Source organism: Rhizorhabdus sp. (assembly GCF_018006725.1).
In the GTDB taxonomy this organism is placed as follows: Bacteria; Pseudomonadota; Alphaproteobacteria; order Sphingomonadales; family Sphingomonadaceae; genus Rhizorhabdus.
On sequence record NZ_JAGMXV010000048.1, the window covers coordinates 1 to 25,325 of the forward strand.

23 protein-coding genes and 1 pseudogene are annotated in these 25,325 nt (G+C 65.9%); 10 read left to right on the forward strand and 14 right to left on the reverse strand.

The window, feature by feature from the left end; all coding sequences use genetic code 11:
* Positions 1 to 212: 212 nt before the first annotated feature.
* Together KAY22_RS09220 and clpB are read right to left on the reverse strand one after the other, a co-directional pair.
* Positions 213 to 461 (reverse strand): hypothetical protein, encoded by a 249-nt coding sequence (locus tag KAY22_RS09220; RefSeq protein ID WP_296622493.1) that lies wholly within the window; start codon positions 459 to 461, stop codon positions 213 to 215.
* Positions 462 to 598: 137 nt separating this feature from the next.
* Positions 599 to 3,178, reverse strand: coding sequence for an ATP-dependent chaperone ClpB (clpB, locus tag KAY22_RS09225; protein ID WP_296622495.1), 2,580 nt, complete (start codon positions 3,176 to 3,178; stop codon positions 599 to 601).
* A 252-nt stretch (positions 3,179 to 3,430) separates the two neighbouring features.
* Between clpB and KAY22_RS09230 the strand changes: the two genes are divergently transcribed.
* The 3 genes from KAY22_RS09230 to KAY22_RS09240 all read left to right on the forward strand — a co-directional run bounded on the left by KAY22_RS09230 (position 3,431) and on the right by KAY22_RS09240 (position 7,150).
* Positions 3,431 to 6,265: a pitrilysin family protein gene (locus KAY22_RS09230; RefSeq protein WP_296622542.1), complete on the forward strand. Its 2,835-nt coding sequence runs from the start codon at positions 3,431 to 3,433 to the stop codon at positions 6,263 to 6,265.
* Positions 6,262 to 6,558 (forward strand): hypothetical protein, encoded by a 297-nt coding sequence (locus KAY22_RS09235; protein WP_296622497.1) that lies wholly within the window; start codon positions 6,262 to 6,264, stop codon positions 6,556 to 6,558. The genes KAY22_RS09230 and KAY22_RS09235 overlap by 4 nt, the downstream gene beginning before the upstream one ends.
* Positions 6,559 to 6,745: 187 nt before the next feature.
* Positions 6,746 to 7,150: a hypothetical protein gene (locus KAY22_RS09240; protein ID WP_296622499.1), complete on the forward strand. Its 405-nt coding sequence runs from the start codon at positions 6,746 to 6,748 to the stop codon at positions 7,148 to 7,150.
* A 37-nt stretch (positions 7,151 to 7,187) separates the two neighbouring features.
* Here KAY22_RS09240 and KAY22_RS09245 read toward each other — a convergent pair whose 3' ends face one another.
* The 3 genes from KAY22_RS09245 to gpmA all read right to left on the reverse strand — a co-directional run bounded on the left by KAY22_RS09245 (position 7,188) and on the right by gpmA (position 9,508).
* Complete coding sequence (locus tag KAY22_RS09245) at positions 7,188 to 8,258, reverse strand: 5-(carboxyamino)imidazole ribonucleotide synthase (protein WP_296622501.1); 1,071 nt, start codon at positions 8,256 to 8,258, stop codon at positions 7,188 to 7,190.
* The gene (gene purE, locus KAY22_RS09250) at positions 8,255 to 8,749 is read right to left on the reverse strand and encodes a 5-(carboxyamino)imidazole ribonucleotide mutase (protein WP_296622503.1); all 495 of its coding nucleotides are present in this window, start codon (positions 8,747 to 8,749) and stop codon (positions 8,255 to 8,257) included. The genes KAY22_RS09245 and purE overlap by 4 nt, the downstream gene beginning before the upstream one ends.
* A 72-nt stretch (positions 8,750 to 8,821) precedes the next feature.
* Entirely contained in the window at positions 8,822 to 9,508 is a 687-nt protein-coding gene (gene gpmA / locus KAY22_RS09255; protein WP_296622508.1) for a 2,3-diphosphoglycerate-dependent phosphoglycerate mutase, read from the reverse strand.
* Positions 9,509 to 9,674: 166 nt separating this feature from the next.
* Between gpmA and KAY22_RS09260 the strand changes: the two genes are divergently transcribed.
* Entirely contained in the window at positions 9,675 to 10,388 is a 714-nt protein-coding gene (locus tag KAY22_RS09260; RefSeq protein WP_296622510.1) for a dienelactone hydrolase family protein, read from the forward strand.
* 64 nt (positions 10,389 to 10,452) lie between these two features.
* Entirely contained in the window at positions 10,453 to 13,134 is a 2,682-nt protein-coding gene (gene ppc / locus KAY22_RS09265) for a phosphoenolpyruvate carboxylase (RefSeq protein WP_296622511.1), read from the forward strand.
* A 9-nt stretch (positions 13,135 to 13,143) separates the two neighbouring features.
* On the opposite strand, the gene KAY22_RS09270 is transcribed toward ppc, so the two are convergent.
* Positions 13,144 to 13,929, reverse strand: coding sequence for a methyltransferase (locus tag KAY22_RS09270; protein ID WP_296622514.1), 786 nt, complete (start codon positions 13,927 to 13,929; stop codon positions 13,144 to 13,146).
* A 127-nt stretch (positions 13,930 to 14,056) separates the two neighbouring features.
* Between KAY22_RS09270 and KAY22_RS09275 the strand changes: the two genes are divergently transcribed.
* Positions 14,057 to 14,227, forward strand: coding sequence for a (2Fe-2S)-binding protein (locus KAY22_RS09275; protein WP_296622516.1), 171 nt, complete (start codon positions 14,057 to 14,059; stop codon positions 14,225 to 14,227).
* 203 nt (positions 14,228 to 14,430) lie between these two features.
* A complete protein-coding gene (gene bfr, locus KAY22_RS09280) occupies positions 14,431 to 14,910 on the forward strand; it encodes a bacterioferritin (protein WP_296622519.1) in 480 nt (159 codons plus the stop codon).
* Between the two features lie 88 nt (positions 14,911 to 14,998).
* On the opposite strand, the gene KAY22_RS09285 is transcribed toward bfr, so the two are convergent.
* The 7 genes from KAY22_RS09285 to KAY22_RS09315 form a co-directional block, all read right to left on the reverse strand.
* On the reverse strand, positions 14,999 to 15,442 hold the full coding sequence (locus KAY22_RS09285; protein WP_296622521.1) for an Hpt domain-containing protein: 444 nt from the start codon (positions 15,440 to 15,442) through the stop codon (positions 14,999 to 15,001).
* 126 nt (positions 15,443 to 15,568) lie between these two features.
* The gene (locus KAY22_RS09290) at positions 15,569 to 15,784 is read right to left on the reverse strand and encodes a sulfurtransferase TusA family protein (RefSeq protein WP_296622523.1); all 216 of its coding nucleotides are present in this window, start codon (positions 15,782 to 15,784) and stop codon (positions 15,569 to 15,571) included.
* Positions 15,781 to 17,163, reverse strand: a complete 1,383-nt coding sequence (der, locus tag KAY22_RS09295; RefSeq protein ID WP_296622525.1) for a ribosome biogenesis GTPase Der — start codon at positions 17,161 to 17,163, stop codon at positions 15,781 to 15,783. Before der ends, KAY22_RS09290 begins: the two co-directional genes overlap by 4 nt.
* An 85-nt stretch (positions 17,164 to 17,248) precedes the next feature.
* Positions 17,249 to 18,583: a PQQ-binding-like beta-propeller repeat protein gene (locus KAY22_RS09300; RefSeq protein WP_296622527.1), complete on the reverse strand. Its 1,335-nt coding sequence runs from the start codon at positions 18,581 to 18,583 to the stop codon at positions 17,249 to 17,251.
* 5 nt (positions 18,584 to 18,588) lie between these two features.
* Positions 18,589 to 19,308, reverse strand: a complete 720-nt coding sequence (locus KAY22_RS09305) for a tetratricopeptide repeat protein (protein ID WP_296622529.1) — start codon at positions 19,306 to 19,308, stop codon at positions 18,589 to 18,591.
* A gap of 98 nt (positions 19,309 to 19,406) precedes the next feature.
* Positions 19,407 to 20,264: a 3-methyl-2-oxobutanoate hydroxymethyltransferase gene (gene panB / locus KAY22_RS09310; protein ID WP_296622531.1), complete on the reverse strand. Its 858-nt coding sequence runs from the start codon at positions 20,262 to 20,264 to the stop codon at positions 19,407 to 19,409.
* Positions 20,265 to 20,574: 310 nt separating this feature from the next.
* A complete protein-coding gene (locus KAY22_RS09315; protein WP_165323549.1) occupies positions 20,575 to 20,838 on the reverse strand; it encodes a GapR family DNA-binding domain-containing protein in 264 nt (87 codons plus the stop codon).
* Positions 20,839 to 21,050: 212 nt separating this feature from the next.
* Between KAY22_RS09315 and pyk the strand changes: the two genes are divergently transcribed.
* The 3 genes from pyk (at position 21,051) to KAY22_RS09330 (ending at position 25,067) form a co-directional block, all read left to right on the forward strand.
* The gene (gene pyk / locus KAY22_RS09320) at positions 21,051 to 22,508 is read left to right on the forward strand and encodes a pyruvate kinase (protein ID WP_296622534.1); all 1,458 of its coding nucleotides are present in this window, start codon (positions 21,051 to 21,053) and stop codon (positions 22,506 to 22,508) included.
* Positions 22,509 to 22,823: 315 nt separating this feature from the next.
* Positions 22,824 to 23,420: a hypothetical protein gene (locus tag KAY22_RS09325; protein WP_296622536.1), complete on the forward strand. Its 597-nt coding sequence runs from the start codon at positions 22,824 to 22,826 to the stop codon at positions 23,418 to 23,420.
* A gap of 54 nt (positions 23,421 to 23,474) precedes the next feature.
* Positions 23,475 to 25,067 carry a peptidase S10 gene (locus KAY22_RS09330; protein WP_296622538.1) on the forward strand — a complete coding sequence of 531 codons (1,593 nt, stop codon included), beginning with the start codon at positions 23,475 to 23,477 and terminating at the stop codon, positions 25,065 to 25,067.
* Positions 25,068 to 25,096: 29 nt separating this feature from the next.
* Here the strand turns inward: KAY22_RS09330 and KAY22_RS09335 are convergent.
* Positions 25,097 to 25,325, reverse strand: a pseudogene (locus KAY22_RS09335) (hypothetical protein); the annotation flags it as partial.

Genomic DNA, 25,325 nt, shown 5'->3' on the forward strand with positions numbered 1-25,325 from the left:
CTCGACAATCGTGCGAGCGCCGCGAAGCGCGACCATATCCGCACGGCCAGCTATTCGCAGGTGACCGAACCGATCTATCGCCGTTCGGCAGGACAGTGGGAACGCTATCGCTCCTACATGGAGCCGGTGCTGCCCATCCTCGCTCCCTGGGCCAGGTCGATGGGCTACACACTGTGACCGGATGGGGTCGCCGGATAACCGGCGCCCCCTGATCAGTTGTTCTTGAAGTTGGTCGCCTGCGCGCGGTCGATCAGAGTACGCTGCGCACGGCGCTCCTCGTCCCATTGTGCAGCGGTCAGGCAGCGCTTGTTCTTGGCGAGGCGCGATCCCAGAACTTCCTCAGACCGGCAAATGAGGCGATCCGGGTCCTTCTTGTCCTTCTTGGTGCCGCTCTCGGCCGCGAATGCGGCGGTAGACAGCGAGAAGGACGCGATCAGGGCGACGGAAAGAAACGACTTCATGGCGGAGATCCCCGGTGATTTTTCCTGTGCGAAGTCGCAGAATAACATGCGCATCGCGCGCCTGTCATCCGCCTGTTTACGCGCCCTATTCTCCAGAATGGAGGAAGGCGGGGCCATGACCCCGCCCTCTCCCCACCTCAGGCCACGTCCAGCGTCAGCCGCCCGTCGCCTTCGCCGATCCGCAGGGTCGAGCCATCCGGCACCTCGCCGCGCAGCAGCGCTTCGGCCAGCGGATCCTGCAGATATTTCTGCACGGCACGCTTGAGCGGGCGGGCGCCATAGACCGGGTCGTAACCGACCCGGCCCAGCCAGGCCCGCGCGCCGTCGGTCAGGTCGAGCCGGATCTTGCGATCCTTGAGCAGCTTGCCGACGCGGCCGACCTGGATGTCGACGATCGGGCCCATATGCTCCTGGCCCAGCCGGTGGAACAGGATGATCTCGTCCAGCCGGTTGAGGAACTCGGGCCGGAAATGGGCGCGCACCACGTCCATCACCTGATCCTCGACCGTCTCGACTCCCTGCCCGTCGCCCAGATTGGCGAGATACTGGCTGCCGAGGTTGGAGGTCAGGATGATCAGCGTGTTCGAGAAGTCGACCGTGCGCCCCTGCCCGTCGGTCAGCCGCCCGTCGTCGAGCACTTGCAGCAGCACGTTGAACACGTCGCCATGCGCCTTCTCGACCTCGTCGAACAGGATCACCTGATAGGGTCGACGGCGGACGGCCTCGGTCAGGACGCCGCCCTCCTCATAGCCGACATAGCCCGGAGGGGCGCCGATCAGCCGGGCGACGGAGTGCTTCTCCATGAACTCGGACATGTCGATCCGGACCATCGCCGCACTGTCGTCGAACAGGAATTCGGCCAGCGCCTTGGTCAGCTCGGTCTTGCCGACGCCGGTCGGGCCAAGGAACAGGAAGCTGCCCAGCGGACGATTGGGATCCTGCAGCCCGGCGCGGCTGCGACGCACGGCGCGCGACACGGCCTCGATCGCATCCTTCTGCCCGATCACACGGCGGCCGAGTTCCTCCTCCATCGCGAGCAACTTCTCGCGTTCGCCCTCGAGCATCTTGTCGACGGGAATACCCGTCCAGCGGCTGACGATCCCGGCGATGTCCTCGCTCGTCACCTCCTCGCGCAGCATCGCCCCGGCCGAGGCAGACTGTGCCTCCGCCAGTTCGCGCTCAAGACCGGGGATCACCCCATAGCTGAGCTCGCCCGCACGGCCGAGATCGCCCCGGCGCTGCGCCTGATCGAGTTCGATCCGGGCCGCATCGAGCTGCTCCTTGAGCTTCGCCTCGGCATTGATCTTCTCCTTCTCGCCCTGCCAGCGCTGGGTGAGCTCGGCCGACTGCTCCTCCAGTTCGACCAGATCGCCCTCGAGCGCGTCGAGGCGATCACGCGAGGCGGCATCGGTTTCCTTCTTCAGCGCCTCCCGCTCGATCTTGAGCTGGATGATCCGGCGATCGAGAATCTCGATCTCCTCGGGCTTCGACTCGACCTCCATGCGCAGACGCGAGGCGGCCTCATCCATGAGGTCGATCGCCTTGTCGGGCAGGAAGCGGTCGGTGATGTAGCGGTTGCTCAGCGTCGCCGCCGAGACGATCGCGCCATCGGTGATCCGCACGCCATGGTGCAGCTCATATTTTTCCTTGAGCCCGCGCAGGATCGAGATCGTGTCCTCGACCGTCGGCTCGCCGACGAAGACCGGCTGGAACCTCCGCTGCAGTGCCGGATCCTTCTCGACATATTTCCGATATTCGTCGAGCGTCGTCGCACCGATGCAGTGGAGCTCACCGCGCGCCAGAGCGGGCTTCAGCAGATTGCCCGCATCCATCGCGCCCTCGGACTTGCCCGCGCCGATCAGCGTGTGCATCTCGTCGATGAACAGGATGATCTGCCCTTCGGCGCCCTTGACCTCGTCGAGCACGCCCTTGAGCCGCTCCTCGAACTCGCCGCGATATTTGGCGCCGGCGATCAGCGAGCCCATGTCGAGCGCCATCACCTTGCGGTCCTTCAGGCCGTCGGGCACGTCGCCATTGGCGATGCGCAGTGCCAGACCCTCGGCGATCGCGGTCTTGCCTACGCCGGGCTCACCGATAAGCACGGGATTGTTCTTGGTCCGGCGCGCCAGCACCTGGATCGTGCGGCGGATTTCCTCGTCGCGGCCGATCACCGGGTCGAGCTTGCCGTCGCGGGCGGCCGCCGTCAGGTCGCGGGCGAATTTCTTGAGCGCGTCATAGCGATCCTCGGCGCTCGCGGTGTCGGCGCTACGCCCGCCACGCAGCTGATTGATCGCGCCGTTGAGCGCCTCGGCCCGCACGCCGGCCTCGGCCAGCGCCTTGCCGGCCGCCGTCGTGGAGGACAGCACCAGCGCGAGCAGCATCCGCTCGACGGTGACATAGGAGTCGCCCGCCTTCTGCGCGACCTGCTCCGCCTGGTCGAGGACGCGGGCGAGATCATTGTCGAGCCCGGGGGTCTGCTGCGCACCGCTGCCGCTGACCGAGGGCACACGCGCAAGCGCCCCGTCGGTCGCCTTGAGCGCGATCGCGGGATCGCCGCCCGAGGCCTTGATCAGCCCGGTCGCCATGCCCTGCTCGTCCTCGAGCAGCGCCTTGAGCAGATGTTCGGGGGAGACGCGCTGATGGCTCATCCGGATCGCGACGGTCTGCGCGGACTGGAGAAAGCCCTTCGAACGGTCGGTGAATTTTTCGAGGTTCATGCCTGATCCCTGCCTTCCATGACCCACGATATGGTGTGGCTTTTGTGCAACACAAGTGGTTCCCGCGCTAACATGTCTCGCTGCCTGATCGACCAATGCACCGCTTCGTCTGACCGGCGTATTGCATGGATATTGCACCCTTGGCGGCAAAGGCTAGATTGACCGGCAATCTTCCCCCATCCGGAAAGTTCCTGAATGCGCCGCAGCCTGTTCCGTCCCGTCGCCGCCCTGCTGTTCGCGACGGCCCTCAGCATGCCCTCGCTCGCCGCCATGCCCAAGGCGCCCGTGCCCGTCGCCGAGCTCGTGAAGCAGGTCGACATCCCCTATCAGAGCTTCACGCTGGACAATGGCCTGCGCGTGATCGTCCACACCGACCGCAAGGCGCCCGTGGTCGCGGTGTCGGTCTGGTATCATATCGGGTCGAAGGACGAGCCTGCGGGGAAGACCGGCTTCGCGCATCTGTTCGAACATCTGATGTTCAACGGGTCCGAGAACGCGAATGAGGACTTCTTCAAGCCGCTCGAGTCGGTCGGCGCGACCGACGTCAACGGCACGACCTGGTTCGACCGCACCAACTATTTCGAGACGGTGCCGACCGGCGCGCTCGATCTCGCGCTGTTCCTGGAATCCGATCGCATGGGCCATCTGGTCGGAGCGATCGACAAGGCGAAGCTCGATAACCAGCGCGGCGTCGTCCAGAACGAAAAGCGCCAGGGCGATAACGAGCCCTATGGGCTGGTCGAATATGCGCAGCTCGCCGCGCTCTTCCCCGAAGGCCACCCCTATCGCCATTCGACCATCGGTTCGATGAGCGACCTCGACGCCGCCAGCCTAGACGACGTCAAAACCTGGTTCCGCTCGCATTATGGTCCGAACAATGCGGTGCTCGTGCTGGCCGGCGATGTCGACGTCGCGACCGCCAGGGCCAAGGTCACCAAATGGTTCGGCGACATCCCGCGCGGACCGGAAACGCCGCGCGCCGCCGTCACCATCCCGACGCTGAAGGCGCCGGTCGACCAGGTGATGAAGGACCGCGTCGCCCAGACGCGCATCTATCGCAACTGGGTGGTGCCGGGGCTCAACGATCCCGATCTGATCCCGCTCGACCTCGGCATGGACATTCTCGGCGGGCTCGCCTCCTCGCGGCTCGACAATGCGCTGGTCCGCAAGGACAAGACCGCCGTCTCGGTGACCGCAGGCGTGCAGCAGTTCGAGAAGATGTCGCTGGTCGAGGTGACCGCCGACGTGAAGCCCGGCGTCGACGCGGCGAAGGTCGCGGCCGAGCTCGACCGGCTGATCGCCGACTATATCCGCACCGGCCCCACCGCCGACGAGGTGCAGCGCGCCGCGACGCGCCAGGTCGCGGGCGAAATCTCCGGCCTCGAAACGGTCGGCGGATTCAGCGGCAAGGCGGTGACGCTGGCCGAGGGCGCGGTCTATTCCAACGATCCCGAAAAGTACAAGAAGGACCTCGCCGCCGCAGCCGCAGCGACTCCGCAGACCATCAAGGCCGCCTTGCAAAAGTGGCTGATGCGGCCAGCCTTCCGCCTGACGGTCGAGCCGGGCGAACGGACCGAACAGGACATGGCGATCGCCGGTGGCGCGGCCAAGGGCTCGCCCGAGGGCGGGTCGATGGCGCCGCGCTATTATCGCAGCCCGCGTCTCGAAGGTGGTGCCGCCGCGCCCGCCATTTCGATGACGCATCGTCCGACCGCCGCGGTCGACCGCTCGTCGCCCCCGCCGGTCGAGGCGATCAACGACCTCACCTTCCCCGCGATCGAGCGCACGACCCTGTCCAACGGCATCCCGGTCGTGTTCGCGCGCCGCACGACTGTCCCGACCCTGCGCATCTCGGTCAGCTTCGACGCGGGCCATGCCGCCGATCCGAAGGAGAAGCTGGGTACGCAGGGCCTGACCCTCGCGCTGCTCGACGAGGGTGCGGGCAAGCGCGACTCGATCGCGCTGGCCGAGGCGCAGGAACGGCTTGGCGCGCAGATCGCCAGCTCGGCGACTATGGACCGTACCAACGTCTCGATGTTCGCGCTCAAGGCCAATCTCGCGCCGTCACTCGACCTGCTCGCCGACGTGATCCAGCGGCCGACCTTCGCGCCGGCCGAGATCGAGCGCCTGCGCAATCAGGTGCTCGCCGGCATCGCGGCCGAAAACGCCCAGCCGCGCGGCATCGCCCGGCGCATCATGCCGAGCCTGCTCTACGGCAAGCTCCACCCTTATGGCGTCCCGATGTCGGGCAGCGGAACGGAGGAAGGCGTCAAGGCGGTCACCCGCACCGACCTGCTCGCCTTCCACGACCGCTGGCTGCGTCCGGACAATGCGCGGATTTTCGTGACCGGCGACACGACCCTCGCCGAACTGAAGCCCCTGCTCGAGGCTCGTTTCGGTAGCTGGGCCAAGCCGGCTGCGCCCAAGGGTGAGAAGCAGTTCCGCATGGACCGCATGGCGCGTCCTGCGCGGATCGTCCTGGTCGACCGGCCGCAGAGCCCGCAAAGCTACATCCTCGCCGGCGAATTGCTGCCGACGCGCGGGGTGGACGACCCGCTCGACCTCGTCACCGCCAACGAAGTGGTCGGCGGCAGCTTCCTTTCGCGGCTCAACATGGACCTGCGCGAGAACAAGGGCTGGGCCTATGGCGCCCTCACCCAGGCGCAGATGCTGCGCGAGACGATGCCGCTCTACGTGATCGCCCCGGTCCAGACCGACAAGACCGGCGCCTCGATCGCCGCCGCCATCGCCGACATGAAGGAATTTCTGACAACCAAGGGGGTGACCGAGGAAGAGCGCGACCGCACGATCAACAACCAGATCCGCTCGCTGCCCGGTTCGTTCGAGACCTCGGGCGACCTGCTCGGCGCGCTGATCTCGCTCGATACGCTTGGCCGGCCCGACGACTATTATGAGAAGCTGCCCGCCCGCTACCGCGCGATGAAGGCGTCCGACCTCGATGCTGCCGCCCGCAAGGCCATCCGACCCGACGATCTGATCTGGATCGTCGTCGGCGACGCCGCCAAGGTCGAGCCGCAGCTGAAGGACCTGGGCCTGCCGGTCGAGAAGGTGCAGGTCGGCCAGTGAGCGTCGAAATCTGGGACTGCGTGACCAAGGCGCCGTTCGGCGAGCAGGCCTCGGTCTTCACCATCGTCCGCGACGGTGACCGCTTCACGGGCAGCAATGTCGCCGATGTCGGCGAACTGCCCGTGATCGACGGCCGCATTGAGGGCGATCGGCTGATCTGGAAGATGCCGACCGAGAAGCCGATGCGCCTGACGCTGGTGGGCAAGGCGGTCGTCGAGGGCGACCGCCTGTCCGGCACGGTGACGATGGGCGCCTTCGGCAAGGCCGAGATGACCGGGGTGCGCCGCAGCTGAGGCCGTCCCGCAACGGGACAGCCCTGAGGCCGGCTCGACCTTTCGACAGTCACGAACTGTTAGGATTTTCGCGCATAATCCCCGCTCCGATCGACGGGAGGCTCATCTGGGTTCATCGCTCGACCCTTCGCCACTAACGCACAGCTGGCCGCTGTTCGAGCGCGCCCAGCGCTTCGACCTCGGCTGCGTGTTCAGCTGGGCCGGCAAGGAGGCGATCGTCCCCGCGCTCGATCGTCCGCTCCTGACCCGCAAGGGGATCGGCCTTTGGGATTGCGATCTGACTGATGGCAGCCTCAGCTGGTCCGAGGGCGTGTACGATCTGTTCGGCCTACCGCGCGGGGGGCCGGTCGTGCGATCGGATGCCCTGCATTTCTATGCCGAACCATCGAGAGTCGCGATGGAAAAGCTGCGCGACTATGCGCTGCGCCATCGACGCGGCTTCACCCTCGACGTCGAACTGCGTCCTGCCGACGGCGGCATCCGATGGATGCGCATCGTGGGGGCACCGGTCTGTGCCGGGTCGAAGCCGATCCGCCTGCAGGGCTTCAAGCGCGACGTCAGCGCCGAATATGGGATCGACAGGCAAGTGTGAGGCCGACGCCTGAGCGCCCCGTCGCCAGCCCCTGACCTCAGTCGAAAAACAGCTTCGTCACATGGCCCATCTTGCGACCCGGCCGTGCCTGTCCCTTGCCGTAAAGATGCAGATGGGCCGCCGGATCGGACAGGATCAGATCCCAATGCGAGGCCTGCTCTCCGATCAGGTTCCGCATCTCGACGCGGGGCGCGGCGCGTGCAGTCGATCCGAGCGGGAGACCGCAGATCGCACGGATGTGGTTCTCGAACTGCGACGCGACCGCGCCCTCGATCGTCCAGTGGCCGCTATTGTGCACGCGCGGGGCCATTTCGTTGAACACGGGACCGGCGTCGGTGTCGAAAAATTCGATCGCCAGCACGCCGACATAGTCGAGCTCGGTCACGATCTTGCCGGCCAGCGCCTTCGCAGCTTCGACGGAGGCATCGGACAGGCCTGCGGGAACCGTCGACAGCGCCAATATCCCGTCTTCATGGACGTTGAGCACGGGATCCCAGGTTGCGATCGTGCCGTCGCGGCCGCGCACGACCAGGATCGAGAATTCGCGCTCGAATTCGACGAAGCCTTCGAGCACCGCTGGCTCCCAGGCGAGCGATGCCCAGGCCTCGTCGGCGTCGGCGGCAGTCTTGAGCCGAGCCTGGCCCTTGCCGTCATAGCCGAAGCGCCGGGTCTTGAGGATCGCTGGGGCACCGATCAGCTTGACCGCAGCGTCCAGATCCTCGCGGCTGCTGACCACGGCCCAGGGCGCCGGCCGGCCGCCGATCGCCTGGACGAAGGCCTTTTCGGTCGCGCGATCCTGCGCCGTCGCAAGCGCGCGCGGATGAGGCGCCAAGGGCACGCGCAGCGCCTCCAGCGGGCCGACCGGGATATTCTCGAACTCGTAGGTGATCAGGTCGACGCTCTGCGCGAAGGCCTGGAGCGCGTCGAGATCGTCATAATTGCCCTGCACCCAGCGCGCCGATACGTCGGCCGCAGGGCCGCTCGGTTCCGGCGCGAAGATCGCGCAGCGATAGCCGAGCTGGGCGGCAGCGATGCTGAGCATGCGGCCGAGCTGGCCACCACCGACAATGCCGATCGTCGTGCCGGGCGGGATCAGGGCCGCGCTCAATCGAACGGCTCCTCGGCGACGTCAGCGGTCTGGCGTGCACGCCAGGCTTCGAGTCGGGCTGCAAGCGCCTCGTCGTGCGTCGCCAGGATCGCCGCGCCGAGCAGCGCCGCATTGATCGCGCCAGGCTTGCCGATCGCGAGCGTCCCCACGGGAATGCCACCGGGCATCTGCACGATCGAAAGAAGGCTATCCATGCCCTTGAGCGCCTTGGATTCGACCGGCACCCCGAGCACGGGGAGACGCGTCATCGACGCCGCCATGCCCGGCAGATGCGCGGCGCCGCCGGCTCCGGCGATGATGACCTTGAGGCCACGCCCGGCTGCCGAGGTGGCATAATCGTAGAGCCGCTGCGGGGTGCGGTGCGCCGAGACGACCTTCGCCTCATAGGGGACCTCCAGCGCATCGAGGGTGGCGGCGGCGTGCGACATGGTTTCCCAGTCGGACCGGCTGCCCATGATGATTCCGATCAGTGCCTCTGCGGCCATGTGCATCCCCAATCTCCGGTGGTCCTCTCCACCCGCACTTCCAGCGTCGCCGCAATGCTGCGGCGATTCCCTGCTATATCAGCGTTCCGACAGATAATAGCGGTCGCGCGCGTTCAGGGCGTCGTCGAGTTCATAGACGATCGGCTGACCGGTCGGGATTTCCAGTTCGGTGATCTCGTCGTCGGGAATGTGCGACAGATGCTTGACCAGCGCGCGCAGCGAATTGCCGTGCGCAGAGATGACAACCCGCTTGCCGGCCTTCAGATCGGGGGCGATCCGCTGCTCCCAATAGGGCAGGACACGCGCGATCGTGTCCTTGAGGCTTTCGGTGTTCGGAATGGCGATACCCGCATAGCGGCGGTCTTTCGACAGGTCGAACTCACCGCCCTCTTCCAGCACGGGCGGCGGAATGTCGAAGCTGCGCCGCCAGACCTTGACCTGGGCGTCGCCATGCTTGGCGGCGGTCTCCGCCTTGTTCAGGCCGGTGAGGCCGCCATAATGGCGCTCGTTCAGCCGCCAGTCCTTCTCGACCGGCAGCCACAGCCGCCCCATCGCCTCGAGTGCGAGGTTCAGCGTCTTGATCGCGCGGGTCTGGAAGCTGGTATAGCATTGGTCGAAGTCGAGGCCCTTGGCCGCCATCAGCTCGCCGGCTGCCTTCGCTTCAGCGATGCCCTGCTCGGTCAGGTTGACGTCCCACCATCCTGTGAAGCGGTTTTCGAGGTTCCACGCGGACTGACCATGGCGGATAAGGACGAGCGTCGGCATCACTTCCCCTTCTTGGCGGCGCGGCGGGAGAGAGCCCTGCCTGACGCCGCAGCATCGACCGTAAGAGACGGAACGGGCCTCTTAGTGGGCAGCCGCCTTCCTGTCACCCTTGCAAATCGGTGTTTCCTCGCGCGAATAGGCACCGGTCCAAGACACTGGAGCAGATATGGCCATCGCGAACAGCACCATCCAATACGAGCATGAAGGCGTTAGGTTCGAAGCCTATGCCGCCTGGGACGACAGCAGCGCCGAGCTTCGGCCGATCGTGATCGTCGCGGGCACCTTCATGGGCCGCACCGGCTTCGAGGAAGCCAAGGCCCGTTCGCTCGCCGAGCTCGGCTATGTCGGGGTGGCCATCGACGTCTATGGCCTCGGCAACTGGCCGCGCGATTTCGACGAGGCGCTCGCGCGCATGGGCGAGATGGACGCCGAGCGGGGCCTTCTGCGTGACAGGCTGCTTGCCTCGCTCCGCATGGCGCGCGACACCGGCGCACCGGGTGATCCTTCGCGGGTCGCGGCGATCGGCTTCTGCTTCGGCGGCAAATGCGTGCTCGACCTCGCGCGTGCTGGCGCAGACGTCGCAGGCGTCGTCAGCTTCCATGGCGTCTATGACGCACCTCCCTTCCCCAACGCGGAGGTTACGGCCAAGGTTCTGGTGCTCCATGGCTGGGACGATCCGCTCGACCCGCCCGAAACGGTCCTCGCCCTGTCGAAGGAGCTGACCGAGGCCGGCGCCGACTGGCAGCTGCACAGCTATGGCCACACCGTCCACGCCTTCACCAACCCCGCTCGGGAAGAGATGTACAGCCCGCGCGCCGACCGGCGCAGCTGGCAGGCGATGCGCAACTTCCTCGAAGAGATTTTCGCAACCGACGGATAAGCGCGGCGGCGGGGCGGACAGGCGCGCTATTGACGACGCCCATATTGCGGCGCAGCATTCGGGCATGTCCAGCGCCCCGCCCATCACCCAGAATCCGGATATCCGCTTCCTCGGCCGCCTGCTCGGCGACGTGATCAAGGCCTATGGCGGGGAGGCGTTGTTCCGGCGGATCGAATATATCCGCTCCGCCTCGGTCGACCGCGCGCGCGGAATCGTGGGCTCGCACGAGATCGATACGGGGCTGGATGCGCTGACACTCGACGACACGCTGGCCTTTGTGCGCGGCTTCATGCTCTTTTCGATGCTCGCCAACCTTGCCGAGGATCGGCAGGGGATCGCCGCCGAACCGGGCGCCGACGTCGCCTCGGCACTCGACCGGCTCGAAGGCGAAGGCATATCGCGCTCGCAGGTCGTCCAGATGCTCGAACAGGCACTGATCGCGCCCGTGCTGACCGCCCACCCGACCGAGGTGCGGCGCAAGAGCATGATCGATCATCGCAACAAGATCGCCGAACTGATGATGCTCAAGGACATCGGCCGCACCGAAACGGCCGATGGCGACCTGATCGACCAGGCGATCTACCGCCAGATCGCGCTGCTGTGGCAGACCCGCCCACTGCGGCGCGAGCGGCTCTATGTCGCCGACGAGGTCGAGACTGCGCTCGCCTATCTGCGCGACATCTTCCTGCCGACCCTGCCCGCGCTCTACTCGCGCTGGCAGCGCGCGCTCGGCCACCGTCCGGCCAGTTTCCTGCGCCCCGGCAGCTGGATCGGCGGGGACCGCGACGGCAATCCCTTCGTGACGGCAGAGTCGCTTCGCCTTGCTCTGTCGCGCGCGGCGGAAACCGTCATCGGCTATTATCTGAACGAGCTTCACCTCCTCGGTGCCGAACTGTCGATCTCGACCGAACTGGCCGAGGCGACCTGGGAGGTCGAGAAGCTCGCCGAAGCCTCGGGCGACAAGAGCTCGGCGCGCAGCGACGAACCCTATCGCCGCGCGATCACCGGCATCTATTCGCGCCTGTCCAAGACCTATGAAATGCTGACCGGCCGTCTGCCGGGCCGCGTGCCGGCAACCGATGCGGAAAAGGGTCCCTATCAGACCCCGGCCGAACTTCGTGCCGATCTGGTCGAGATCGCCCATGCGCTCAACCGCACAGGGGCAGGCTCGCTGTCGGGCAGCGGCGCGCTGGGCCGGCTGATCCGCGCGGTCGAGACCTTCGGCTTCCACCTAGCAACCCTCGACATGCGGCAGAATGCCGACGTGCATGAGCGGGTTATCGCAGACCTGCTCAAGGTGGCCGGCGTCGAGGACGACTATCTGGCGCTGGACGAAGAGGCGCGCGTTGCACTGCTGCGGACCGAACTGGCGTCGAAGCGCCTTTTGCGCACCCCCTTCGGCGACTATGCCGAAGAAACGCTGTCCGAACTGGCGATCGTCGAGGCGGCCGCCGAGGCCCACCGGCTTTACGGTCGTGAGGCGATCACCACCTATCTGATCTCCAAGGCCGAAAGCGTGTCGGACATGCTCGAGGTCAATATCCTGCTCAAGGAAGCCGGTCTTTACGTGCCGGGCGATCCACCGACGGCCGCGATCATGGCGGTGCCGCTGTTCGAAACGATCGGCGATCTCCAGCGCGCGCCCGAAGTGATGACGCGCTGGTTCGGCCTGCCCGAGGTGGCCGCGATCACCGCCGCGCGCGGCCATCAGGAGGTGATGGTCGGCTATTCGGATTCGAACAAGGATGGCGGCTATCTGACCTCGGTCTGGAGCCTGCATGAGGCGTCGAGCGCGCTGAAGCCGGTCTTTGCCAAGGCGGGCAGCGCGATCCAGCTGTTCCACGGTCGTGGCGGCGCGGTCGGGCGCGGCGGCGGGTCGAGCTTCGCCGCCATCCTCGCCCAGCCGCACGGCACCGTGCAGGGGCGCATCCGCATTACCGAACAGGGCGAAGTGATCGCCGCCAAATATGGCACCCGCGAGAGCGCTTCGGCCAATCTGGAGGCGATGGCTTCGGCCACGCTGCTCGCCTCGCTGGAGAAGGAAGCGCTCGCACCGAAGGATGCCAAGCGCTTCTTCGCCGCGATGGACGAAATTTCGGGCCGCGCGTTCAAGGCCTATCGCGGTCTGGTCTATGAGACCGAAGGCTTCCGCCAGTTCTTCCGGCAGATGACCCCGATTGCCGAGATCGCCGACCTCAAGATCGGATCGCGCCCTGCCAGCCGCACCAAGAGCGACCGGATCGAGGATCTGCGCGCCATCCCCTGGGTGTTCAGCTGGGCGCAGGCGCGCGTCATGCTGCCAGGCTGGTTCGGCGTGGGCCATGGGTTGAAAGGGCACAGCGACATCGGGCTGCTGCGCGAGATGCTCGAGGCCTGGCCTTTCTTCCAGTCGACCCTCGCCAATCTGGAGATGGTGCTCGCCAAGTCCGACATGGACATCGCGGAACATTATGTCGCGCTGGTCGAGGATCAGGCGATGGGCAAGGCGATCTTCGGTCAGATCCGCGACGGCTGGCAGATGACGCAGGACGCGCTGCTGTCGATTACCCGCCAGACCCGGCTGCTGCAGAAGAACCCGTCGCTCGACCAGTCGATCCGGCTGCGCTTGCCCTATATCGAGCCGCTCAACCTGCTCCAGATCGAACTGCTCAAGCGCCACCGCTCGGGCGAGGACGACCCGCGCGTGCGCGAGGGGATCCAGCTGTCGATCAACGCCATCGCCACCGCGCTGCGCAACAGCGGCTGACCGCGTCCGTCAGGGGCCGGGCGCGCGGGCCAGACAGAAGGCGATCGCGTAGCTCACTGTGCGCGGGCCGGCGTCGAAACGCGCCATCGCTTCGCGCAGGACAGCCGGTGGCAAGGGCCGATAGCCGGGTGCGGGGGTGCCGGCCCCGATCGCCTTGAGATCGCGCAGGAAGGATCGGCCGTCGCGTTGCGGATCGGGAAAGGCGACCTGATCCACCCGCACATCAAATCCGGCGGGGGCCATCGCCCCTATCCTTTCCGCCGACGGGTAAGTGGGCGTGGCGCGCGGCCAGCCGAGCGCTTCCACGATCGACGTCCACTCTTCGAAGCTGCCATCCACCATCGTCGCGAAGGCGAGCAGGCCACCGGGCTTGAGCATCGACGCCAGCCGCCCGATCGCGCCGGGGAGATCCTCGAACCACTGAAAGGCCATGCTCGAGGCGATCAGGTCGAACCGGCCCAGCGACCTATCGGCGCGTTCGCCGTCGAGCGCCAGCCAGCGCGCATCGGCCCCCAAGGCATCGGCCATCGAGCGCCGGGCTCTTTCCACCATCGCGGGGGATAGATCGGTGACGGTCCAGCGGGCGCCCGTCAGTGCACCTCGCAGCGCAGCCGTCAGGAAGCCGGTTCCACAGCCCACTTCCAACAGATCGGGCCGAGTGGCGACACCCGCTGCGACAATGCGGCGGGCGAGGTCGTCGGCCACCAGGCGCTGGACGCGGGCCGCAGATTCATAACCGCGCGCCCGCCCGAAAGCGGTTGCGACGGTCGCGCTGCGATCACTGTCTCGGGCCATGGCCCGGCGCCTATCGGCTCACGCCGCCAAGGGAAAGCGCGAAGATGCGACGAAGTGCGACGCGGGCTATCAAAAACTATTGATAGTCAGTCGCAATAGCCGTAAACGTCGATTCGAGAGGTGTCGAATGCTCGTTTGTATCTGCAACGCGATTCGTGAATCCGATGTCCGCGACGCCGCCCGCAAGGGAGCCAGCTGCCCGCGCAGCGCTTATCAGACGCTGGGCCGGCGCCCGCGCTGTGGCCAGTGCCTGCCCTTCGCCCGCAGCATCATTGAGGAAGAATCGGTCGCCGTCTGAACGGCCTTGCCATTCAATCGTCTCCTGGCCGCCTCATGGGCGGCCTTTTTATTTGCCTGCGAATGACTTTCGCTTTCGGTGCGAATGAATATCAGCTGCAAACCCTTGTTTATATTTGGATCTTTTCGGAAGTATTCGATTGGAACCCTTCACAGCATCGGGCATTTCGTCTATCGAACGGCTCGACGACATTGGAGGTCCACATGAAGGGTGACGCAAAAGTCATCGAATTTCTCAACGAGACGCTCAAGAACGAGCTGACCGCAATCAACCAATATTTCCTGCATTTCCGGATGCTCGAACATTGGGGTGTCGCGAAGCTCGCCAAGTGCGAATATGAGGAATCGATCGACGAGATGAAGCATGCCGACCGGCTTGCGGAACGCATCCTGTTTCTCGACGGACTGCCCAATTTCCAGATGCTCGGCCGGCTGCGTATCGGCGAGACCGTTGAGGAGGTTCTCAAGGCCGATCTCGCGCTGGAGAACGACGCCATCCCGCAGCTGAAGGAAGCGATCGCTTATTGCGAGCAGGTCCGCGACTTCGGCACGCGCGATCTGCTGCAGTCGATCCTCGAATCCGAGGAAGAGCATGTCGACATGCTCGAAAAGCAGTTCGAGATGATCGAGCGGATGGGCATCCAGAACTACATCCAGCTTCAGTCGAAGCCGGCGCACGAATAGCGACTTGGGTCAGGTGGGATCACCCGACCATCCGGAAAACGCAGCAAGACAAGCCGACGGCCGCTCCGATGAGCGGCCGTTTCGGCGTTCAGGCCCGCTTGCGCCCGAACCCGGCTGCCATGGCAGGCCGCCGGAATGGCGCCACCGGCATCGCAGGCACGGCGCCGCGCGTCATCTCCCGCTCGAAATGTGCGAGCGTTTCGATAAGCAGGGGACGTAGCCGCAGGATTTCATCGTCGAGCTTTTCGGGCGGGGCCTGCATCTCGACGCTGCGGCGGGCGCTATGTTCGATCTGCTCGGCAAGCGCACCAAGCGCTTCTCCCCCGAACTGCAGCGAGTCGCCCTTGAGCGTGTGGGCCGGCCGTACCATCGCGACCGCATCGCGAATCTTGTAGGCCTGCTCGACCGCGACGACGCACTTCGCGGCATCCTCGCGATAATAGCCGAGGATCCGCGCGAAATCGCTTCCGATCAGATCGCGGGTCTCGCCGAACGTCGTCCAGTTCACCACATGCATGCCGCTATGAGCCATGTCTCGCCCCTGTTCGCACCCTGCCAGGTCCGACTCACCCTAGGGAGGGGGCGTAAACGAGCGGTTACTCTAAGACTATCGTATTAGGCCCATTTTTCGTTTCGACAACGAAATGTACAATAAAGGTCACGCTGCTGTCGTCGATATGAGCCAGCCATGCGTCTCATCCGCCGCCACGACCCCCCATCCGCGTGCCTGGGCCAGCGCCGCGATCTCGCCCGGTGCGATCGGATCGTCGGCGAGGATCAGAACCTCCGACGCCCCTTCGCGAACCGCCCTGGCCAGGCGGACGACCGGCCAGGGGCAGCGCATGCCCCGCGCGTCGATCCTGGTCGCCGTCACTCGTCGAAAGGATTGCGCGGCGCGCGGACCGTCAGCCGCACCGGCACCGCGCCGAAACCCAGTTCGCGCCTGATGCCGTTGACCAGATAACGGCGATAACTCTCCGGCAGCTGATCGACCCGCGTCCCGAACAAAATGAAGCTCGGCGGCCGCGTGCGCGCCTGGGTCAGATAGCGCAGCTTGATCCGCTTGCCGCCCGGGGCTGGCGGCGGATTGGCCTCGATCGCCTTTTCGAACCAGCGGTTGAGACGGCCGGTGGAAACGCGCATCGACCAGGCTTCGCGCGTTTCATGCGCAACCTGCAGAAGCTGGTCGACGCCGCGCCCCGTCGCGCCCGATACGGTCAACAAGGGCAGCCCCTTGACCTGCGCCAGCCCCTCGTCGAGCGCCGCGCGCACGCCTTGGAACAAGGACGGCGGATCGACCGCCACATCCCATTTGCTCAGCGCTATGATCAGGGCCCGCCCCTCCTGCAGCACCTTGTCGGCAATGCGCAGATCCTGCGCCTCGAGACCGAGGGTAGCGTCGAGCAGCAGCACGACGACCTCGGCGAAGTCGACCGCGCGCAGGCCATCGGCGACCGACAGTTTTTCGAGCTTGTCCTGCACCTTCGCCCGCTTGCGCATGCCAGCGGTGTCGATCAGGCGGACCTTGCGCACCTGGCCATCTGGCGCGTGCCAGTCCCAGTCGATCGCGATCGAATCGCGCGTGATGCCGGCCTCGGGGCCAGTGATCATCCGCTGCTCGCCGAGGATCTGGTTGATCAGCGTGGATTTGCCCGCATTGGGGCGGCCGACGATGGCGAGCTTAAGCGGACCGCGCGCCTCTTCGTCCTCGCCTTCCTCCTCCTCCTCCTCGCCGAAACCCTCGTCTTCCTCGCGCTCGACATGCGGGCGCAGCGCATCGAACAGGTCGACGATGCCTTCGCCATGCTCGGCCGACAGCGGCACGGGCTCGCCCAGGCCGAGGCCGAAGGATTCGTAGATGCCATGTTCGGCAGCCTTGCCCTCGGCCTTGTTGGCGATGACGATCACCGGCGTGTCCGAAACGCGCAGCCAGTTGGCGATCTGCTCGTCGAGCGGGGTCAGGCCCGCGCGCGCATCGATCATGAAAAGGGCGACGTCGGCTTCGTCAACGGCAGCCTGGGTCTGCGCGCGCATCCGGCCAGGCAGCGTTTCGGGATCGTCGGTTTCGAAGCCTGCCGTGTCGACAATCTTGAATTCCATGCCGAGCAGCGACGCATCGCCCTCGCGCCGGTCACGCGTCACGCCCGGCCGATCGTCGACCAATGCGAGCTTCTTGCCGACGAGACGATTGAACAGCGTCGACTTGCCGACGTTCGGGCGGCCGACGATGGCAACGGTGGGGAGATGTTTCATCGGGGCCCCATACAGGGCCGCGAGGCTTTTGTTTAGCCCGAGTCTTCAGCAATGCGGCGCGGAGCCATGGGCCCCGCGCCCGCCATCAGCGATAGGCGACCAGCTTGCCGCCATCGGTCAGCACGAACAGCATGTTGTCCGCGACGATCGGCGCCGCATAGATGGTGTCGCCGAGCTTGATCGTGCGACCCACCGCGCCGTCGGCGACGCCAACCTCCACGAGCTGGCCGAGCGTGTTGGTGAGGATCAGACGCCCCCCGGCCAGGATCGGTCCGGACCAGCTGACGGGGTTCTTCTTTTTCTTCTCGTTCTTCCAGCGCGGCAGCTGGGTCTGCCAGCGGACGCGGCCGCCGGTGCGCGTGATGCATAGCAGGCGCGCGTCGTCGGTGACGACGAAGATCCACTCGCCCGCCACGACCGGGGTTTCGAGGCCGCCGACATTGACTTCCCAAAGCCGCTGGCCGGTCAGGATGTCCATCGCGATCATGCGACCGCCAGCGCCGACGGCATAAGCGCGGCCCTGGTCGATCACCGGCGAGGCGTCGATGTCGACGAGGCTCGCCACCGAAGTGTTGATGCTCGTCCGCGACAGCGAGTCCTGCCATACGACACGCCCATTTTCGTAGCGATAGGCGGTCAGTTCGCCCGACGAGAAGCCGGCGATGACGGTGCCCTGGCCGATGGCGGGCGCTCCGGCGCCGAGCACCCCGGCATTTTCGAGACTGCCGCTGGCGGTCCACAGCGTCTCGCCATTGGCCTCCTTCAGCGCATAGAGCTGGTTGTCCTGGCTCATCACATAGACGGAGTCGTTGCCGATCGACGGGGCGCCGCGCAGCGGGCCGCCGAGATGCACTTTCCACAGCTGGCTGCCGGTTCCGGCATCGAAGGCGGCGGTGTCGCCCACGCCGTTGGTGGCATAGACCTTGCCCGCATTATAGCTGACGCCGCCACCGAACAGCGACGCCTTGTTGCCATTCTTGTCGCCCAGCACCGCTTCCCAGACGGGGGCGCCGGTCTTCTGGTCGAAGGCGTGGATGCGGGCATCGACGTCGATCACATAGACGCGGCCACCACCGACGACGGGACCGGCGGCGAGACGCGCCTTGCTCGTCGATCCGGCCACCTTGCGGCTCCAGGCGACCGACAGCTGCTGGCCCAGCGAGACATGGCCGATCGCCTTGGCGGCGTTGCCACCCGGCTGCGGCCATTCGGGATTGACCTGCTCGGTCGGCACGGTGACCGGCACGACGCCCAGCGTCGGATCGGCTTCGATGTCGGTGTCCGACGTCAGCACGGCGATGCGCTGGCCGACCACGGGGGTCTTGGGCTTCTTGCGCTCGCCACCACCGAAGATGCCGCAACCGCCGAGGGTCGTCATGATCGCCAGCGCCGCGGCTGCGGCGAAAAGCTTACGGTTCATTCCGGTCAATCCTTGTCAGCGGGGGCAGTCGCCGTCGCGGTCGCGGCGGCCTCGTCGACGTTCACGCCCAGGCTGGTGGCGAGGCGTGCGGCGCGGACGCGCAGCGTGTCGGGCGCTTCCTTGTCGCGCGCGACGGCGGCGAGCAGACGCCCGGCCTCCGCGGTGCGGTTGAGCTGGAGCATGGCGATGGCGGTCATCTCGCCAGCCGTGCCGAAGAAGGGATGGCCTTCGATCGTCAGCGGCTTCAGCCGGTCGATGATCTGCTGCGGCGGCAGCGTGTCATATTCGAGCAGCGTCTGGCGGATCAGCGCGATGTCGCGATAGGGCTGGGCGACGTCCTCGTCGGCGACGATGCCGGCGAAGATCGCGGCGGCGCCCTTGGTATCGCCCTTGTCGACCGCCAGTGCCGCCTTGGTCATCAGGCCCGACACGCGATAGCCGGGGCCACCCTCGGCGATCAGCTGCTCGGCCTTCTTGGCGGCGTCGGTCTTGCGCGCCGCCTGCACGTCGGCGATCAGCGCGCCCATCGTCTCGCCCTGCTTTTCCGCCGCCTTCTGCTGCTCTGCGCGCCAGAACAGGAAGGCCGCGAGCCCGGCGAGGAACAGCGCGACCGCGATCAGCGCCAGCTTGCCATAATGTTTCCAGACCTTGAGGAGCTGCTCCTGGCGAAGCTCTTCGTCGACTTCACGGACGAATGCGTCCTCGGTGGGCGGCAATGAGGCCAAGAACAGTCTCCACAACAGGCGGTGCCGGCCCTCTTAGCGGGCGAGGGGGCCCGGTGCCATAGCCAATAGATATGCGCGATGAACGGGCGCGGGCGCGATCAGGCCTTGGGCTGATAAGTCTGGTCGACGGTCGGAAAGCGGCGCGCGCGCACGTCCTCCGCATATTCGGCGACGGCGGCATCGATCTGCGTGGCGAGCTGCGCATATTTCTTCACGAAGCGCGGCACCCGGTCGAACATGCCGAGCATGTCGTCGATCACGAGAACCTGGCCGTCGCAATCGGCCGACCCGCCGATGCCGATCGTCGGAATGTCGATCGCCTTGGTCATCTCGACCGCCAGCGGCTCGACCACGCCTTCGACGACCAGCGCGAAGGCCCCGGCCTGGGCCACCGCCTTCGCATCGCCGATCAGCTTGGCATATTCCTGCTGGCTGCGCCCACGCGCGCCATAGCCGCCGAGCGCGTTGACCGCCTGCGGAGTGAGGCCGACATGGCCGACCACCGGAATGCCGCGCGCCGAGAGGAAGGCGATCGTCTCGGCCATCGCCTCGCCGCCTTCCAGCTTGATCGCCGCCGCACCCGTTTCCTTCATCACCCGCGCGGCCGACCGGAACGCCTGTTCGGGGCTCTCCTCATAGGAACCGAACGGCATGTCGATCACGACCAGGCTGTGATAGCTGCCGCGCACGACCGCCGCGCCATGCGCGATCATCATGTCGAGGCTGACCGGCAGGCTCGACGGCAGGCCGTAGAGCACCTGTCCCAGGCTGTCGCCGACCAGCAGCATGTCGCAATGCGGATCGAGGATCTGCGCCATGCGGATCGTGTAGGCGGTCAGCATCACCAGCGGCTGCTTGCCCTTGGCGGCGCGGATCGCGGGCACGGTCAGCCGCTTCATCGGCGCCGGCGTCGGGTTCGCGCGGCTGGTGGCGGTGTCGATCTGGAAGGTGGACATGTTGTTTCTGCCTCAAGCGCCGGCGGCCACGTCCGTGGCCTCGGCTATCCTCGCATCAGCTCGGGCGCGCGGTCGCGCTTGCGGTGCCCTGCGGGCTCCGACGTTAGGCCCGGGCTCTGACCATGTACATGGTCCGCAAGGTTGGCCCTCAATTGCCGGGCGTGGGGCATCCGCCCCACTGGGCTTCCTCGCATAAGCTCGGGCGGCCTTCGGCCTTGCGGAGCCCTTGCAGGCTCCGGCGCTCGACCCGGCGCTTCCGGGTATCCAGCGTCGACTGATGCTGGACGCCCGGTGGTTGAGGGTCAATCCCTCAGAGCATTCCCAGCGCAGCCATGTAGGTTTCGAGGATCATCGCCTCTTCCTCATGCTCGCCCTTCTTCTTCTTGCGGATGGCGAGCAGCTTGCGGACGATCTTGGTGTCGTAGCCGCGGCTCTTCATCTCGGACATCACGTCCTTGATGTCGTCGGCGATGCCCTTCTTTTCCTCTTCCAGGCGCTCGACCCGCTCGACGAACAGACGCAGCTCCTGCGCCGCGATGCTGCCCTTGTCTTCGGTCGTGTCGGCTTCGGCCATGATTCGTCTATCCCTGCATTCGGTGAAGGCGAGACGCTGTAGAGGCAGCCGCCCCCGCGCTCAACGAAGAATAAGCGGACGCCCCGCCACCCGTCGCATCGACATGGCGGTTACGCAATCGATGGCATTACCGTGACGGAGGGGGTTGTCATCCGCGCCCGCCCGGCTATCCCCTGTCCCATCCTCCCCCGACAGAGATCAGGAAAAGACACGTGGAGAGCCAGATTTCCCCCCGCCAGCGCAAGGTTCGCGTGCTGGCCACGCTAGGCCCGGCGAGTGCCTCGCCCGAAATGATCGCGCGCCTGTTCAAGGCCGGCGCCGACGCCTTCCGCATCAACATGAGCCACGGCACGCATGAGGACAAGGTGCCGCTTGTCCAGGCGATCCGGGCGATGGAGAAGGAACTCGGCCGGACCACCACGATCCTGTTCGACCTGCAGGGGCCCAAGCTGCGCGTCGGCAAGTTCGCCGAGGGCCGCGTGATGCTCGAGACCGGCAAGCCCTTCCGCCTCGATCGTGATCCCACGCCCGGCGACGCGACCCGCGTCGAACTGCCCCACCGCGAGATTTTCGAGGCGCTGAAACCCGGCACCCGCCTGCTGCTCGACGACGGCAAGCTCGTCCTGCGCGTGCGCAACGTCCATGCCGACTGGATCGACACGCTGGTCGAGGTCGGCGGCGCGCTGTCCAATGCCAAGGGGCTCAACGTCCCCGACGTAATCGTGCCGATGGCCGCGCTGACCGAAAAGGACCGCCGCGACCTGACCTTCGCCTGCGAACATGGCGCCGACTGGATCGCGCTCTCCTTCGTCCAGCGGCCGGAGGACGTCGCCGAGGCGCGCCGCCTGATCGGCGGCAAGGCCGCGCTGCTCGCGAAGATCGAGAAGCCGGCGGCGGTGGAGCGGCTCGAGGAGATATTGGAACTGGCCGACGCGGTGATGGTCGCGCGCGGCGACCTGGGCGTCGAACTGCCGCCCGAGCGCGTGCCGCCGATGCAGAAGCGCATCGTCGAAACCGCGCGCCGCCTGGGCCGCCCGGTGGTGGTGGCGACGCAGATGCTCGAATCGATGATCGTGTCGCCCTCGCCCACCCGCGCCGAGGTGTCCGACGTCGCGACCGCGATCTATGACGGCGCCGACGCGGTGATGTTGTCGGCCGAATCGGCCAGCGGCCAATGGCCCGAAGAGGCGGTGTCGATGATGAACGCCATCGCCATGTCGGTCGAAAGCGACCCCGGCTATGCCGCGCGCCTGCACTTCACCGAAACGCTGCCCGACGCCACCACCGCCGACGCTCTGGCCGAGGCCGCCGCGAGCATCGCCAACACCGTGTCGGCCAGTGCGATCGTCTGCTTCACCCTGTCGGGCTCGACCGCGCGGCGCATCGCCCGCGAGCGCCCGATGGTGCCGCTGATGGTGCTGACCCCGCAGGCGGCGACCGCCCGCCGCCTGGGCCTCCTCTGGGGCGCCCACGCCGTCCGCACCCGCGACGTCGCGAGCTTCGAGGAAATGGTCGCCAAGACCAAGCGCATGGTCCTGCGCCACAAGCTGGCGAAGGCCGGCGACCGCATCGTGGTCGTCGCGGGCGTTCCGTTCGGCACGCCGGGCTCGACGAACATGATCCATGTCGTTCGGCTGACGGGGGATGAGTTGAAGGGCTATGGGGGGTAGGGGATTAGTTGCGAGGGAGAGCGTGGCACCTTGCCTACCAAAGTAGCTGAGACCAAATGGATCGATTGAAAAACGCCACAATGTGAAGCGGTGATGGTCGAGTTCCGGTTTCTCGAAGCGCACCTCCCATAGACAACCCATTTTCCGTCGATTTTGGCGTCTCCGGTTATTTTTACCGAATACTCTCCGATAGGAAACAGCCTAAAAATGTCACCTGTCGCTCCGGCATTAAGCCCCTCAAACAAACCTGACTGGACGGGCATAGTGCGGACCGTCAATCATGCAGTTGGAATCTAACAAAAGATCGGAGGCTGTATGGAAATCAGCGCCAGAAATGTCGGCCGCATCGCAGAGCGGATAGCGATGAATGAGCTAGAAGCGCGAGATTTTCACATCATCGACCTTGCTTACATGTCCAAGACTTCAGCAAACGTGGATTTTATCGCCTCTAAGGCCGGCCATAGCTTTAACGTTCAGGTCAAGGGAATGAGCTGGGTCGGAAAAGAACGCGCGCGCGTACAGTATGGTCATTGCGATGATGCAATGATCGAACGACGCTCAAGCGTGTTCAATAGGCACTCCAACTTTGCGCTAATGGCTGATGTCATAGTACTGCTGGCCGTGCGTTCGCCGTCGAAATATCGAGCGGTTATCATGCCTGTAGACGCTGCTGAGCAGGCCGCTCAGTTGAACATGGATGGCTACCACCGACAAGAGAAGGTTGCAGGGGGAAAACGAAAGCCTAGCAAATTATGGACGGATCTTGAGGGAGCAACTACGCCACGGACAGTAAATACGTTTAAGGATGCGGAGCGAGCGCACCTGCAGTTATTCGAAAATATGTGGGAGACACTGGGTGGAATAATTATACCAATCGCTGCCAAAAATCCTGACAATTCAACACATATTTGAATCCGAGCCCACCTTCCGTCACACCTCTTCCAAACACATCTTCGGGGAGCCGTCATGAAGCCCGTCACCGCCGTTGCCGTCGCTGCGCTGCTGCTGGCCGGAACGCCCCTCGGCGCCGCGCCGGAGGAGAAGGCGGACAAGGCGCCGGTCTCCGCCACCCCCGCCCCGACCGAAACATGGTCGCCCGAGGAGGTCCGCAGCAGCGGCAGCGTCACCGTCGGGGGGGTGCGCATTCCCTATCAGGCGATTGCGGGGACGCTGATCGTCCACCCGAAGGATCATGACGGCGACGAGGCGAAGGCGGGGGACAAGGACGCGCCCGAGGCGTCGATGTTCTACACCGCCTATGTCCGCACCGGCGTGCCGGCGGGGTCGCGGCCGGTCACCTTCCTGTTCAACGGCGGGCCGGGATCGTCGACCGTCTGGCTGCACATGGGCGCCTTCGGGCCGCGCCGGGTCGTCACCGCCGATGCGGGGCAGGTCACCAGCGCGCCCTATCGCACCGTCGACAACGCCTTCTCGCTGCTCGACGCGTCGGACCTTGTCTTCATCGACGCGCCCGGCACCGGGTTCAGCCGCACGCGGGGCAAGGACAAGGACAAGGCCTTTTACGGGGTCGACCAGGACATCAACGCCTTTGCCGATTTCATCGTCCAGTTCCTGACCCGGCACGGACGCTGGTCGTCGCCCAAATATCTGTTCGGCGAAAGCTATGGCACGATGCGCGCGGCGGGGCTGACCAAGGCCTTGCAGGATGTGGACGTCGACCTGAACGGGGTGATCCTGCTGTCGGACATCCTCAACTGGGATCTGATCCCGGACGATCCGCAGACCAATCCCGGCGTCGACCTGCCCTATATCGTGTCGCTGCCCACCTATGCCGCGACCGCCTGGTATCATCGCCGCGTCGCCGACCGGCCCGACGATCTCAAAGCATTCCTGGCCGAGGTGGAGCGCTTCGCCACCACCGATTATGCGCTGGCGCTGATGCAGGGCAATGCGCTGCCCGAGGCGCAGCGGCAGGCGATCGCGGCGAAGCTGTCGGCCTATACCGGCCTGTCGACCGCCTATCTTCTGCGCACCAATTTGCGCATCGAATATGGCGCGATGCAGAAGGAGCTGCTGCTCGACCAGGGGCTGACCACGGGCACGCTGGACACTCGCTTCACCGGCTACACGATCGATCCGCTGTCGAAGGTCGCCGACTATGATCCGCAGAGCGCGGCGGTGGGCGCGGCCTATGTCGCGGCGTTCAACGACTATGCGCGCGGCACGCTGCGCTATGGCGAGGGGCGACCCTATCGCTCGGGAATCGATATCTATGGCAGCTGGGACTATAAGCATCAGCCGCCGGGCAGCGGAAAGCCGCTGATCGCGCTGCCCAACGTCCTGCCCGATCTGGCGGTGGCGATGAAGCGCAACCCGGCGATGAAGATCCTCGTGACGGGCGGCTATTTCGACGTATCGACGCCCTATTATGCGGGCCGCTACGAGCTCAGCCACCTGCCGGTGCCGCCGGCGCTGCAGGCGAATATCGACTATCGTTATTATCCGTCGGGCCACATGGTCTATCTGCACGCACCGTCGCTGCAGGCGATCCACGACGATGTGGCCGCCTTCATCCAGCGGAGCGCAGGCGGGCGCTGACGCCCGCCCCTGGGATCAGACTATGGCGATCAGGCCGGCACGCGCGCCGCATGGCGTGGCGGGGCGATCCGGATCGGGCAGGCGACGGCGAGGTCGAGCACGGCATTGATCCGCCCGAGGCCGAGCCATTTCGCGCAGGAGGCGGTCAGGTCGGCGATCTCGGCCGCGCTGAACGCCGCACGCATCTCCTGCCAGAACGCCTCGTCAAACGCCTGCTTGCCCGCGACGAAGCGTTCGGCGAAGCCGATCGCGAGCGCG